At 55.2% G+C, this 14167-nt stretch carries 14 protein-coding genes; 9 read left to right on the top strand and 5 right to left on the bottom strand.

The window, feature by feature from the left end:
• Positions 1-177 precede the first annotated feature (177 nt).
• From H4Q31_RS12240 to H4Q31_RS12225, 4 genes are all read left to right on the top strand, one after another.
• A complete protein-coding gene (locus H4Q31_RS12240) occupies positions 178-519 on the top strand; it encodes a DUF2512 family protein (protein ID WP_185179353.1) in 342 nt (113 codons plus the stop codon).
• Positions 520-562: 43 nt separating this feature from the next.
• Positions 563-1351, top strand: coding sequence for a hypothetical protein (locus H4Q31_RS12235; protein WP_185179352.1), 789 nt, complete (start codon positions 563-565; stop codon positions 1349-1351).
• Positions 1348-1809 (top strand): hypothetical protein, encoded by a 462-nt coding sequence (locus tag H4Q31_RS12230; protein ID WP_185179351.1) that lies wholly within the window; start codon positions 1348-1350, stop codon positions 1807-1809. Before H4Q31_RS12235 ends, H4Q31_RS12230 begins: the two co-directional genes overlap by 4 nt.
• Positions 1810-1903: 94 nt before the next feature.
• On the top strand, positions 1904-2401 hold the full coding sequence (locus H4Q31_RS12225) for a CBO0543 family protein (protein ID WP_185179350.1): 498 nt from the start codon (positions 1904-1906) through the stop codon (positions 2399-2401).
• A gap of 5 nt (positions 2402-2406) precedes the next feature.
• Here the strand turns inward: H4Q31_RS12225 and H4Q31_RS12220 are convergent, their stop codons facing one another.
• The 5 genes from H4Q31_RS12220 to H4Q31_RS12200 all read right to left on the bottom strand — a co-directional run bounded on the left by H4Q31_RS12220 (position 2407) and on the right by H4Q31_RS12200 (position 7461).
• On the bottom strand, positions 2407-3513 hold the full coding sequence (locus H4Q31_RS12220; RefSeq protein WP_185179349.1) for a Ger(x)C family spore germination protein: 1107 nt from the start codon (positions 3511-3513) through the stop codon (positions 2407-2409).
• On the bottom strand, positions 3510-4595 hold the full coding sequence (locus H4Q31_RS12215; protein ID WP_185179348.1) for a GerAB/ArcD/ProY family transporter: 1086 nt from the start codon (positions 4593-4595) through the stop codon (positions 3510-3512). Before H4Q31_RS12215 ends, H4Q31_RS12220 begins: the two co-directional genes overlap by 4 nt.
• 29 nt (positions 4596-4624) lie before the next feature.
• The gene (locus tag H4Q31_RS12210; RefSeq protein WP_185179347.1) at positions 4625-5965 is read right to left on the bottom strand and encodes a spore germination protein; all 1341 of its coding nucleotides are present in this window, start codon (positions 5963-5965) and stop codon (positions 4625-4627) included.
• Positions 5966-5969: 4 nt separating this feature from the next.
• On the bottom strand, positions 5970-6149 hold the full coding sequence (locus H4Q31_RS12205) for an H-type small acid-soluble spore protein (RefSeq protein ID WP_185179346.1): 180 nt from the start codon (positions 6147-6149) through the stop codon (positions 5970-5972).
• A 307-nt stretch (positions 6150-6456) separates the two neighbouring features.
• Entirely contained in the window at positions 6457-7461 is a 1005-nt protein-coding gene (locus H4Q31_RS12200) for a permease (RefSeq protein WP_245347484.1), read from the bottom strand.
• Between the two features lie 304 nt (positions 7462-7765).
• Between H4Q31_RS12200 and nirB the strand changes: the two genes are divergently transcribed.
• From nirB to H4Q31_RS12175, 5 genes are all read left to right on the top strand, one after another.
• Positions 7766-10222 carry a nitrite reductase large subunit NirB gene (gene nirB, locus H4Q31_RS12195; RefSeq protein ID WP_185179344.1) on the top strand — a complete coding sequence of 819 codons (2457 nt, stop codon included), beginning with the start codon at positions 7766-7768 and terminating at the stop codon, positions 10220-10222.
• A 22-nt stretch (positions 10223-10244) separates the two neighbouring features.
• Positions 10245-10586 carry a nitrite reductase (NAD(P)H) small subunit gene (locus H4Q31_RS12190; protein ID WP_245347483.1) on the top strand — a complete coding sequence of 114 codons (342 nt, stop codon included), beginning with the start codon at positions 10245-10247 and terminating at the stop codon, positions 10584-10586.
• Between the two features lie 32 nt (positions 10587-10618).
• Positions 10619-11434 carry a formate/nitrite transporter family protein gene (locus tag H4Q31_RS12185; RefSeq protein WP_185179343.1) on the top strand — a complete coding sequence of 272 codons (816 nt, stop codon included), beginning with the start codon at positions 10619-10621 and terminating at the stop codon, positions 11432-11434.
• Between the two features lie 295 nt (positions 11435-11729).
• On the top strand, positions 11730-13211 hold the full coding sequence (locus H4Q31_RS12180; protein WP_185179342.1) for an Lsa family ABC-F type ribosomal protection protein: 1482 nt from the start codon (positions 11730-11732) through the stop codon (positions 13209-13211).
• A 54-nt stretch (positions 13212-13265) separates the two neighbouring features.
• Complete coding sequence (locus H4Q31_RS12175) at positions 13266-14162, top strand: chemotaxis protein (RefSeq protein ID WP_185179341.1); 897 nt, start codon at positions 13266-13268, stop codon at positions 14160-14162.
• Positions 14163-14167 lie beyond the last annotated feature (5 nt).

Below are 14167 nucleotides of genomic sequence, written 5' to 3'. Positions count from 1 at the left end.
GTCCTGGGAGAGTAGGACGTTGCCGGGCCGGCAATATACATAGCAGCACCATGAACCGCGCATTGCGCGGTTTTTTCTTTTTCTACAGAAACAGAATGAGATTTGGAAGCAACGGGGAACTTATGACTGCATGATGAATGTACGAAGTAACCATTCTGACGAAGCAGGTGATTCCCTTTGAAATTCATCTTGAAATGGATTGTCAACGGTGCGGTTGTCGTCTCTCTGCTTATTTATTACGCAAGTGTGTCCTTCACGATGGCCGCGATAACGGCGACTGCGCTAACATTGATCGCTTATGTCATCGGAGATCAGCTTATCCTTCGCAGAACCAATGTGGGGATCGCAACAATAGCTGACGCGGTGCTGGCTTATGTCGTGCTGTGGGCGGCAGGCTCCATGATGAACTGGGATTTAAGCGCTGGCGAGATCCTAGTCATGTCGCTCATACTCGGAGTTGCGGAATGGTTCTTCCACCGTTACGTATTCCAAGTGAAGCTCTCCGTTCAAGGCGGCTGAACCCTTAGATCAATCGATATTATGTGTCAAGGTGGAGAAGCGGTTGGACAACTTTCGTAACCGATATCGCAACAGGCGATACTTAGCCAATGTCAGCGTACTGGGAACAACTCAGATTCACAAGCGCAATCCGTATACGATCGGAGCGTGGTCAATGGCCTTCCCGGGCTTTGGCCACTTGCTCTTGAATAAATATTTGCGCGGATATGCGCTCATCTTGTGGGAGATCTTCATCAATCAGAAGATTCACTTGAATATGGCGATGGTCTATTCGTTTAACGGCCAGTTCGAAGCAGCGAAGGAAGCGCTGGATCCCCGATTCACAGCGCTCTACATCCCCGTCTACCTGTTCGCCATATGGGACAGCTATCGGACTGCAGTAGACATGAACAAGGTGTATCTCCTCGCGCATCGGGAGAACGGCCGCTTCAATCAATTCAGCATAGGAGCGCTTGAGGTCAATTATTTGGACAAACGGAAGCCTTGGATTGCCGTCATATGGTCGATATGCATTCCAAGCTTGGGCCAATTATATTTGCATCGCATCATATTGGCGGTATTTACGCTGGCCAGTACGATCATTCTCGTCTGGCAGTCGAATCTTATTCTGGCCATTCATTATATCTTAATAGGCGAGATCTCATTGTCTACCGCGGTATTGGATCCCCAATGGGTTCTCTACTTCCCGTCTTTCTATTTCTTTAACATCTATGAATCCTATACGAGTACTGTCGAGAATAACAAGCTGTTCGCGAAGGCGTTGAAGCAATATCTAACCCGGCGGTACCAGCTGCCGGGCACGCTTGAGGTTATTGGAGACGAAGCGCAATGACTCAGATCTTCGCCACTTTCGAATACACGACCTTGCTCGAGATTGCGATTACCGAGCTGGAGGTACATGGCATCCGCCGTATCTATGCAGTGCCATTGGATCTAAGGAAGAAGTCCCCGAGGCTGCTGGACAGCATTCATCGAGCGGACGGGCTTTCCTTCATCGATAAGAGCTTTGTATTAGCCTTCATGTTCGCTACCGTCGGGGCGTCCAAGGGATTTGTGTGGGAATGGGGACCGATCCTCTGGGGGCTGATCGGCGCAGGAACGGGATTCGCTGTCGGATTGCTGTGGAGTTGGATCCTATACCTCATTGAACGCCATCGTCTTCAGACCGAGATTAAGAAGGGGAAGAAGGGTGAGGTCATCCTGATCGTGACTTGCGAGGAGGAGCAATCGAGCCTCGTTGAAGATATACTCTGGGATCATCAAGCGCTTGGCTTAGCCAAGTCGCCTTAAAGACAAACGATGAGTCGTAGAAAGGTTAGGAATTATGGCGGGTGATTATCCATCCTTCGGGGAGATAAGGCGAGCCGAACAAGAGCTTGACCGGATGAGCGGCGAGTACTATCTGCATCACGATTTGTTCTCATGGCAATGGTGGCTGCTGCTGATTCTTCTATTCGTCTCCTGGATCGTCTGGTTGAGGCTTGCCGATCGATCCAGGATGAAGGACATCTTGCTGTTCGGATCCATGATAACCTTGGTTATCATCGTATTGGACTATACGGGCAGCGAATTGCAATTATGGTCGTACGCCTACCAGCTGTTACCGTTCACGACGCATCTAAGCTCGGTTGACTTTAGTGTGCTGCCGGTGTGCCATATGCTGGTTTATCAATTTTGCCGAAGCTGGAAAGCCTTCCTCGCTGCGAATACGGTAATGGCGCTGTTATTCGCCTTCGTAGCGGAGCCGTTATTCGTGTATTGGGACATTTACCTTATGGATCATTGGGAGTTTGTTTATTCCTTTCCGATCTATATAGCCAAAGCAGCCTTCCTCAAGTGGCTCCTCGAACGGATCTCGCCTCGTAAACAAGAGTTCGGTTAAGCCGGCTATTCGATCTGCCCGGTGCTCATTAGCTTCACCTTCGACTGAACCTTAAATTCGGCTTCCGGGTACAGCCGGAGCCAGTCTCTCCATACTTGATCGGGATTGCCCGTATGTCTTGCCCGGTAGCGAAGGCCGAACCCGATGGGATCTACTTTGGCTTGCTGTAATTTGTAGAAAAGGCTGAGAACGCGTTTGTTCACCTGTTGTTCTGCCGCTCTCTCGTACATGGACAGCTTCTCCTTGGACAGCGGCACGGTAGACTCCTCCACAATACCATTCACCCGGACGTACAGATGAATGACTGCTTTGCCGTTCCGAGTATTGAGAGTGAACGTGCCTTTGCAATTTTCGGCGGCGATGATGAAGAATCCGTCGTTCAAGTCCACACGAATATCGTATTTGCCTATCCCTTGATAGAAGGAATTGACCACTTTGTTGTCAAGCGCTTGAAGAACGATTCGTTGTCTCTCCTTATCCAATATAATGGATCGGTTAATGCTTACTTGTTGGTTGTCTCTTACCTCGATAATCGGGAGAAGGGGATCCAGCCCGCGCTCCTTCAGTCTGCGATGGAAGTCGAACAAATACTCGGAGACGATGTAGGCGGTCTCTGTGCCGAATTGTCCGAAGGACATGAAGAGCATGTTGGAGGGAAGGCGTTCAGTATGCGGCCTTAGATCCAGCACGGCCTTCCCGGATGGATTGCCAGCGGCAATCCAAGCGATGTTCTGGATGTCGCGGCGCCGGATGAACCAGTCCATCAGCTTGTTCATGTTGCCTTGCTCAACGAGCTTCTGGCCGATGACGATCGCCTTCATATGCCCCAGGTCCAGTTCCTTGTCCACTTCGGACTTGATGACTCGAACCGCTTCCGCGATGGAATCCGTCTCTTCGGAGACAATCGTATAATCGTTAGAGCCGAATCGCTCCGAGGGGCTTGGGATGGCTAATTTGACGGTCACTTTGTACAGCTTATCGGGATTGTCAGCCGGATCGACCGCCATGGCGACAACGAAGAAGCGCTTATCGATATCCTTGAACCCGCAGCCGTTCAAGCTTCCCGCTGCAGCAATGGCCAATAGAACAGTAAGCAGCCTTCTTAGTATCATACTGTTCTTCTCCTCCTTAAGGCTGCGATTAGTACGAGCAGCACGAGAAAGATCTCGCAAGGGAAGCGAAGCCGAATCCAACCGGAGCCCAATTCGCTGATATTCTGTTCGTTGAACAGAAAGGCAAAGATTAGGGTAAAGGCGGCAAAAGTGCCGAAAATTGTCCAAGTGGCCGCGGGCTTGAGTGACCAGGATGACGGCAGCGCCTCCTTGACTAAATATAGCGCCACATGCCAATGGACGATCGTGCTGCCCATGGATATTCCGGCATAGAGCAGCAAGAAGAGCGGAAGCACCCGTTCAATGAAGCCGAGCTCCACCCGCATAGAGTCGGAGGTCGTGATCCAGGGGTAGATGTAGTCCGATACGCCGTCAGCTCCTTGGAATCCGATTGGAACCGCGAACGACGAGATGAGAACGCCAAGCCCAACCGGTCCGAACAGCCATATCCATCTCGGCGAGATCGGCTTAGGGAACGCTTTGTTGAATACAACAAGATTCGTGTACCCGCTGAAAATATAGGTGGCGCCCGATATCGCGGTCCATGACGGGAGATGCGTGTAGCTCATTCCGACAACTGCCACAGAATCCCAATTGATGGAGCGATTCCAGAACGCTTTGACGATAATGAAGAGAATAAGAGGGACATCGAGGATCAGAATCATCTCAATCAAGAAGAGGATTTGCCTCGATCGATGAGCGGCCGCCATACATACGACGATTAGGAACATAAAGACAGCAAGCAGCAACGGCGCCTCCGGACTTATGTACCGAACGCTCGTATCTCCGATAGACAGCATCGTAATACAGCCGGCCATCATGTACATGCTGGCAAAGAGGAAGGCCAGGGGACGGCTCAACCATCCTGGCAATAACGAATCCAGGATCTCCTGGAGGCTTCTCGCAGGATAACGGCGCAATGACTTAATAAAAATAAACATAATGAGCATGCCGATTGGAACCGCGAGCAGAATCGCGTTCACCGCTCCGTCGAACCGTTCGCGGATCAGAATTTGGGGGACATAGACGAAGACGTTGACCACCATATTCAAAAAGACGAGATACCCGTAATATCGATTCAATTGAAGGTCTCCTTCTGTACCCGAGCGTCCTACCTGATGAGGACTTTCCGGTTCTCCTTGAAGAGCCTTAAATAGGGCCTTCCGTAGCTTTCCTTCCTCGTGAAGTGAACTAGCAAGCCGATAAAGGCAATCACAAGGCCCATGACTCCGAACAATGTGGTAATCAGGAGAAATACATACTTCATGACTCGCATCGCGAACATCATCTCGTTAATGGGCAGCACGAAGTTCGAGATCGCCACGCAAGCCACGATAATAATCATGATGTTGCTGACCAGCCCGGCTTCGGTCGCGGCCGTACCGAGGATTAAGCCGCCGACCGTTGTCGCGGTAGAACCGATCGTTCTCGGAAGCCGGATACTCGCTTCTGTCAGCAGCTCCATCATGAGAAGCATGAACACCACTTCAATGTAGGAGGGGTATGGCACCGGCGCGCGGCTGCCGGCAATGGACAATGCCAGCTGCACCCGCAGAAATTCCGGGTTGTAGGAGGTTAAGCCGACATAGAAGGAAGCCAGCGTCAGGTTCAGGAACAGACCGATGTAGCGAAGGACGAGCAGGAAGTGACCGGTCCAGTAGTGGGTGTAAAGATCGTCCATGGCGGACATGAAGTCGTAGAACACCGCGGGGGCGACGATCGCGAACGGGGTTCCGTGGACGAAGACCGCTACTTTGCCTTGGCTTAGATTGAGCACGACACGATCGGGACGCTCCGTGATCATGACTGTTGGAAACAAGGTATGCTTGACATTCGATATCCGACGAGCCAGCTGACCCGCTGCCTGAACGACTAGCTTGCGCCGGAGCTGCTCCAGGTCCTTCTTGATCTTGTCGAGAACCGCATGGTCAACCACCTTCCGATCGTAGACGATGGAATACTCCGTCTTCGGGTAAGATTCCAGCTTGCCCCTCTCGAAGGTTAAGCTCGGTTCGGTGTAGCGGCTTCGGAGAATGTTAATATTGATGTCCATCTCTTCGCTGAATGCCTGCTTCGGCCCAACGACGGAGATCTCCACATCGGCAGGGCCGACCGTCTCTTGGACCGTCTTCTTAATGGCGAAGCTGAACACCTCGTCCCCGGACAGCACAAGGGCTTCTCCCTTAATGATCCGCTCGGAAAGGCTGCTCCCCTTCGAAGACTTCTGGGAGTCCAGGGAACGAAGGTAGTCTTGGAAGCTGCCGATGTGGTCCGCGCGATAGAACGGGAGCACGATATCCTGCTGGATCTTGGCATCGTCGCAGATACTTCGCAAATACAGCAAGACGATGGCCGCTCCGTTATGGTGCAGCTCCTTGCGCACGAAGTCGGATGATCGCGTTATCGGTGAGTCGAGCAGCTCTTGGATGGTGTCTTGATCTAATTGGCTCATTGCGTCATTGCTCCTCTAGATTGTTGAGCGGAACGTCATATTCCTTCTCTCGATCATCGAGCGGGAACACTCTTGCGGTCTCGTTCGCTTCGTCCACATGCTGGATATAGACCGGAACCCCTTCATGCGTCACACTCGCCATTACGGGAGACCCGGCTATCTCTTGAGCGCGTTGTTTGTTCATCAGGCAACCCTCCTTAGGCTTAGCACCCTTAGGTTCGTCGATTCATGCCCAAAATATCCCTAGACTCAGAAGCCTAGAATGACAAGGAGCAGGAGGGCGGCGGTACGGCGGGGAGCAGTTCGATGGAATCGGACATCTGTGAGAACCATGACTTAGCAAATAAAAGGATACATAAAAATAATTATGTAAACATGATATTTTTTTTGAAAGGTCAAACAACGTCAAACCCTGCAAATTCCGAGGAGCAGCGCGTATATCCGTTATAAATGCGGCAAGGCCCCCTCTAGGAAATAGAGGGGGCCTTGTCTTACAGCCACAACGATCCGGTGATGCCGCACAGCACGCCTAATACGATCACCGAGCCCGCTACGAACAGCAGCACCTTGCGCGGGAACGCGCGCGAGACGAGCAGCAGCGAAGGGAGGCTGACACTGGGCAGCGTCAGCAGCAGCGCAGAGGCCGGTCCTGTGCCGAAGGCAAGGAACGACTGCACGATCGGGATCTCGGCAGCGGTCGGGATGACGAACAGCGTTCCGATGACGGCGCAGACCAGAATCGCTATGACGCTGTTGCTAACCCAAGAAGGGTCCAGCACGGCCTGCAGCAGGCCGATCACGTACACGGTAATCAGGTAGGTAGGCACGATGCGGATGAACATACCGGCGAAGCTCTTCGCCCACCGCCAGAGGAAGGGTCCGCGATCAGCGGCTTCGGATGGTTCCGTATCTGCCGTAAGCGGCAGCTCCTCGAGCCGCTTGCGATCCGCGAATCGGTTCGCCAGGTAGCTGATTCCGAAGGTCAGCACTAGCCCGAAGAAGATGCGGAGAGCCGTGAACTTCCAGGACAGGACGAAGGTCATGAAGATCAGCGTTGCAGGATTCAGCGTCGGATTGCCGAGCCAGAACGCCAACGCGGCGCCGATCGATACCTGCTGCTTGCGCATGCTCGAAGCGATCGGCGCGGCGCAGCAGGTGCACATCATGCCGGGAAGCGATGTGACGCCGCCGACGAGCGTGCTCTTGAACGACATCTTGCCCATCGCTCGCTTCAGCCAGTTGGCGGGGAGCAGCACCTGAACCATCGCGCCGACAATCATCCCGAGAAGCGCAGCCTTCCAGACGGAGTTAAAGTAGGCGACGCTGTATTCCCAAGAAGCTTGCCAGATCGAAGAGGAAGCATCGGGCTTGGCGCTCGGGATCATGGAAGAGCCGATGGTATGCTTCTCGATCGCGGCCAATGCTTTGTCATAATAAGGCCACCACTTCACGTAGGTCAGGCCCGCGATGGTGATGAGCAAGAATATGGCTGCCATAATGGCCGCACGTCTTGTGTTTGGAGAGTGGGACATGGAATGGGATTGATAATCGGACGCAGTCATAATACCTCCTAGAATTGCCGAACGAAGTTGCCGTGTTAGACAGACAGAGTAGATTATAGCACATGCCCGACAGAAAGCCGAGACGGTAGAAGATCTGCTGCACCCGCTTGAGAGCTCGCGACTAGGCGGGTTCTTTGCATTGTGAACGAAGGATTCCGAAGCTATGATCTGAATCACTGGCGTACCCCCGCGCATCGGTTACACTGACTGCAGAGTCAAAGCGATGGAGGTATGCAGCATGAGTGGGAACGAGGCACCGAAGCGCCCTAAGCTGATCTTGGCCGGCAACGGCATGGCCGGCGTAGGCACGCTTGAACAGATCCTGAAGCTCACGGGAGCTTACGATATAACGGTTTACGGCGCGGAGCCGCATCCGAACTACAACCGCATTCAACTATCCTATGTGCTGGAAGGAAGCAAGACATTCGACGAGATCGTGTTGAACGACCGCGATTGGTACCGGGAACACGGAATCCGGCTTCATACCGGAACGAAGGTGACCAGGATCGATACGGAGTCCAAAAAAGTTATCACCGAGACCGGCGACGCCGAGTCCTACGACAAGCTCATTATTGCGACCGGCTCGAAGCCGTTCTTCCTGCCGGTTCCGGGCCATGACAAGAACGGCGTCATCGGCTTTCGGGACATCGCGGATTGCGAGACGATGATCGCCGCATCGCGAACGAAGAAGAAGGCCGCTGTGATCGGCGGCGGCTTGCTCGGGCTTGAAGCGGCGAAGGGGCTTGTGCAGCTCGGAATGGAGACGACGGTCGTCCATCTATTCGAGTCGCTGATGGAGCGGCAGTTGGATGAGGTATCGGCCGGCATGCTTAAGGCGGAGCTGGAGCGCCAAGGCATTCAGTTCGCGATGGGCAAGAAGACGGTGGAGCTGACGGGCGGAGCGGAGGTTGAAGGACTGCGGTTCGAGGACGGAACGGAGCTGCCTGCTGATCTGGTCGTAATGGCCGCCGGCATCGTGCCGAATACGGATGTGGCGAAGGCGAGCGGCATTGATTGCCGGCGCGGCATCGTGGTGGACGATTACATGCGCACGAGCGCTCCTGACGTGTACGCGGTCGGGGAATGCTGCGAGCACCGCGGCGTCTGCTATGGATTGGTCGCGCCGCTCTTCGAACAAGGAGGCGTGCTCGCGCATGAGATTGCCGGCCTTGATCCGGCTCCATATATGGGCTCGTCCGTCGCGACGAAGCTGAAGATCTCGGGCGTGGACGTATTCTCGGGCGGTGTATATGCAGAGACAGCGGAACATCGCGTGTTGCGCAATCATGATGATTGGAGGGGCACGTACAAGAAGGTGCTCCTGAAGGACGGCAGAATTGTCGGCGCCGTTCTCTACGGTGATGTGACCGATTCGTCCGTCTTGACCCGGCTCGTTCGCGATCAAGCCGTGATGACCGACGAATTGTACGGGCAGCTCTTCGGAAGGGGAGGCTGCTGCTCCGAAGGGAAGGCTTCGATCGGAGTCGAAGCGATGGCCGACGACGAGATCGTCTGCGGCTGCAACGGCGTGGCCAAAGGTACGATCGTGCAGGGCATTCGCGAGCAGGGCTGGAGCACCGTTGAGCAGATCAAAGTCTGCACCGGCGCGACGCGGTCGTGCGGGGGCTGCAAGCCGATGGTGGAGCAGCTGCTGCAGCTTACGCTCGGCGACAGCTACGATGGCACGGCTGCTGCCAAGGCCGGCATCTGCGGCTGCACGTCCTTGTCCCGAGACGAGATTGTCGCGTCCATTCAAGAGATGGGCTTGGCCAGCGTTCGGGAAGTGATGAACGTGCTCGGCTGGAGCCAGCCGGAGGGCTGCTCGAAGTGCCGGCCCGCCATCAATTATTACCTCGGCATGCTGCGTCCGCTGGAGCACCGGGACGAGAAGGATTCGCGCTTCGTGAATGAGAGGCTGCACGCCAACATTCAGAAGGACAGCACCTTCAGCGTCATTCCGAGAATGTACGGCGGCGTTACTTCGCCGGAGGAGCTTCGCAAGATCGCGGATATTGCCGACAAGTACGCGGTGAAGATGGTCAAGGTGACGGGCGGCCAGCGGCTGGACTTGCTCGGCGTGAAGAAGGAGGATCTGCCAAGCATCTGGGCCGATCTGGGAATGCCGTCCGGCTACGGGTACGCCAAGGCGCTCCGGACGGTCAAGACATGCGTCGGATCCCGCTTCTGCCGCTTCGGCACGCAGGATTCGATCGCGATGGGGATCGATCTCGAGCGCCGCTTCGAGCGGCTCTGGATGCCGGCCAAATTCAAGATGGCCGTGAACGGCTGCCCGCGCAATTGCGCCGAGTCGGGCATCAAGGACTTGGGCATCATCGGCAACGACGGCGGGTGGGAAGTGTTCGTCGGGGGCAACGGCGGCATCAAGCTTAGGGCAGGGGATTCGCTGTGCAAGGTCAAGACGGACGAGGAGCTGGTGCTGATCTGCAGCGGATTCATCCAATATTACCGGGAGACCGCGAACTACGGGGAGCGGACATCGGAATGGGTGGAACGCATAGGACTGGAGACGATCCGTCAAGCCATCGTCGAGGACAAGGACAACTGCGCGGCGCTGGCTGCACGGGTGGAGCAAGCGCTCGCCGCGCTGCATGATCCTTGGCAGGAAGCCGTGGAGAACGGCGAGCTTCGCCGTCAATTGTATGAGCCGGTTCAAGCCGGCGCAACGAATGAGTAGAGAGAAGAAAGGAGGAGCTCGCATGAACGGCACGAATAGCAGCGCGATCATGCTGGATGCCGGGAAGCCGGACGAGTACCCGATTGGCTTAGGAAGAGAGGTGCGGGCCGGCAGCTTAAGCGTCGCCGTGTTCCGCGCAAGCGGAGGCAGATGGTATGCGCTTGAGAACAAGACGCCGCACGCCAAGGGAGGCTCGCTCGCGGAGGCGATCGTCAGCGGCGATTATCTCTACTGCCCGGTTCGCGATCTAAAGATTGCGCTCGGGTCCGGAGAAGTGCAGGCGCCCGATACCGGTCAGGTACGCACATTCGATATCCGCGTGGAGGATAACCGCGTTCGTATCTCTATACCGAAGCAATCGTAAAGCCAAACTTGCGTCCAATCGAGGCGATCCCTATGTATCAAGACACGATTAACGTCATGATTCAGACCGCGCTGAGGAAGAAGAGGCTGCTTGAGGAGAGCCGCTTCCGGTATCTGCTCCACGCAGCGCTTGCCGGAGTCTATGTCGGCATTGGCATCATTCTTATTATCACCATCGGCGCTCCGCTCTTCGCGGCTCATTCGCCCGTCTACATGATGGCTATGGGCGCTTCCTTCGGAATTGCCTTGACGCTCGTGATCATCGCGGGCTCCGACCTGTTCACCGGCAACAATATGTACTTCACGTTAGGCACACTCTCCGGCGCTACGACGTGGAAGGATACGCTCAGGAACTGGATCTATTGCTGGGGAGGTAACCTGCTCGGCGCACTGACGCTGGCGATGCTGGTCTTCGGAGCCGGATTGTTCCGCGGCATCGGGCCGGATCACCTGCTCTTCTCGATCGCGCACAAGAAGATGTCGCTGCCCTACACGGAGATCTTCTTCCGCGGCATCCTCTGCAACTGGCTCGTCTGTATGGCCATATGGTGCTCTGCGAGGGTGAAGAGCGAGAGCGCGAAGCTGATCCTGATCTGGTGGATGCTGTACGCCTTTATCGCCTCCGGCTATGAGCACAGCGTGGCTAATATGACCGTCCTCAGCCTGGCGCTCATTCTCCCGCATCCCGACACAATCACGTGGGCCGGTTGGTTCCATAATATGATTCCCGCCACGCTCGGCAATATCGTCGGAGGCTCCCTGTTCGTCGCTTGCGCATACTGGATCATCTCGCCCGTATCCAAGCGGAGGAACAACCTGACAGAGGAGGAGCAGCGACATTGCGAGTGAGCGCCCGCTGGCTGTGCGGTTGATAATCCTGAATTGGCGTGCTATGATACCTGTAATTTGAAGGATGGGGGCTGAAGAGGATAATGTGATGGATCTTGCTGCGGATAGAACAGCAAAGCGATTCGTTTCGCCTGTTTTATTTGTCATGCAAGGAAGTTACGTTATCCCCTCCATCCATCGGCATATCCTAATTTGACCCTTCTACAGGGCGGATTCGCTGGATCTATTGGAGCTGCGAGAGAGGTAACTTTCTTGCGGCTCTTTTTGATTTTGGATCAGCGGGAGGAATTTGTTTATGTCGTTAATTAATGTTTCGAACCTTACCTTTGCTTATGAGGGCAGTTACGATAACATTTTCGAAAAGGTAAGCTTCCAGCTTGATACCGATTGGAAATTGGGATTCACGGGGCGCAACGGCAGGGGGAAGACGACCTTCCTGAACCTGCTGCTCGGCAAGCATGAATACAGCGGGAAGATCTCCGCAAGCGTCGGCTTTGACTACTTCCCGTTCACCGTCCTGAACAAGGAAGAGAACACGCTGGATGTCGTCAGCGGCATTGTGCCGGACTATGCTCATTGGGAGCTGATGCGCGAGCTGAACCTGCTGAGGGTATCCGACGACGTGCTGTACCGGCCGTTCGAATCGCTGTCGAATGGCGAGCAGACGAAGGTGCTGCTGGCGGCGCTCTTCCTGAAGGAGAATAACTTCCTCCTCATCGACGAGCCGACGAACCATCTCGACATGGGCGCCAGACAGCTCGTCAGCGATTATCTTCGCTCGAAGCGAGGCTTCATTCTCGTGTCGCACGACCGGGCGTTCCTGGACAACTGCGTCGATCACATTCTGTCCATTAACCGAACGAACATCGAAGTGCAGAAGGGCAACTTCTCCGACTGGCGGGAGAACAAGCGGAGGCAGGACAGCTTCGAGCAAGCCGAGAATGAGAAGCTGAAGAAGGATATCAAGCGGCTGTCGGAAGCGGCGAAGCGAACGAGCCAATGGTCCGATGAGGTGGAGAAGACGAAGAACGGCGGGAAGCTCGATTCCGGCTTGAAGCCGGAGAAGGGGCACGTCGGCCGCATGGCGGCGAAGATGATGAAGCGCTCGAAAGCGATTGAGCACCGGCAGCAATCGGCGATCGAGGAGAAGTCGAAGCTGCTGAAGAACATCGAGAGTGCGGACAGCTTGAAGATTGGGCAGCTCGTCTATCACAAGAGCCGGCTGGCGGAGCTGGATCGCGTGTCGATCTATTACGGCGGCAAGGCGGCGTGCCAGGATGTCAGCTTCACGATTGAGCAAGGGGACCGGATCGCCCTGTCGGGTCCGAACGGTTCGGGCAAATCGAGCATTATCAAGCTGATCTGCGGCGAGGACTTGCGCTATACCGGCACGGTTCGGATCGGAAGCCAGCTGCGGATCTCCTATGTCTCTCAGGATACTTCGTATCTGCAGGGCAATCTAACGGATTATGCCAGACGCGCCGGGATCGACGAGAGCTTGTTCAAAGCGATTCTGCGCAAGCTGGACTTCGCCCGCGTGCAATTCGAGAAGGACATGTCCTCCTTCAGCGGCGGACAGAAGAAGAAGGTGCTCATCGCCCGCAGCTTGTGCGAGAAGGCGCATCTGTACATTTGGGACGAGCCGCTGAACTTCATCGACGTCATCTCGCGCATGCAGATTGAAGAGCTGCTGCTGGAGCACGAGCCGACGATGCTGTTCGTGGAGCATGACCGGGAATTCTGCGGCAACATCGCAACGAAGGCTGTAGAGCTCTAATATAATAGGGATAAGCATGAGAGCTTCCATCTAGAGAGGGGAGAGTTCTCGAGGATGAACATCGCGGTCGGATTCGTACATGGTATCGGCAGACAGAAGGAAGGCTTCCACTTGGAGATGGCGGCGAAGCTGGAGGCGCGATTGGCGAAGGCTTGTCCGGGGATCCGGCTGTTCGCCGAAGGCATCTATTGGGCGGATATTACGGATCGGCTGGAAGAGAAGTTCAAAGCGAGGATGGCTCCATACGAACTGCGTTGGGACAATTGGGTGGACGTTCGCGGCTATATGATCAGCTTTCTCGGCGATGCCATTGCCTATCAGCCTTTGGCGAGCAAGGAAGAGACCAAGCTGCATGGCAACATCTACGCGGACATTCACGAGCGATTCTGCGAGAAGCTGCAGGAGCTGTCGGAGAGAGCCGGACCGGATGCGCCGTTGTGCTTGATCTCGCATAGCCTCGGAACCGTCATTGCGAGCAATTATATTTATGATCTGCAGCGAGGCAAGCTGCCCGAATGCATTCGCGACCGGATTCGCAGGAGCGATTCGCCGTTGGTGCAGGGCCATACGCTGACGCATCTGTTCACGATGGGAAGCCCGATTGCGCTGTGGACGATGCGGTACGAGGACTTCGGTCAGCCGATCGCGTTCCCTCCGCCGCTCCTCCGCGAGCAAGGACTTCCGTATGGCGAATGGGTGAACTTCTATGACAAAGACGATATCGTCGCGTATCCGCTTAAGGCGTTAAGCCCATTGTACGATGACGCGGTGACGGAAGATCTCGAAGTGAACAATCCGGGCTTGCTGGCGAATACGCCCCTCGGCTCGCACGGCGGGTATTATCGTTCCGAGGCCGTGATGAATCGGATCGTCAGCTCGTTGGCCGACTTCTACAACCGGACGGCAGGCGGAGAAGAGACAGCCGCGTCGCGAGAACCCGAGGAGCCTTGAGGTCA

The organism is Cohnella lubricantis (assembly GCF_014212015.1).
In the GTDB taxonomy this organism is placed as follows: domain Bacteria; phylum Bacillota; class Bacilli; order Paenibacillales; family Paenibacillaceae; genus Cohnella; species Cohnella lubricantis.
Note: the sequence above shows the minus strand (reverse complement) of the source record. Positions and strands in the feature narration are given on the sequence as shown.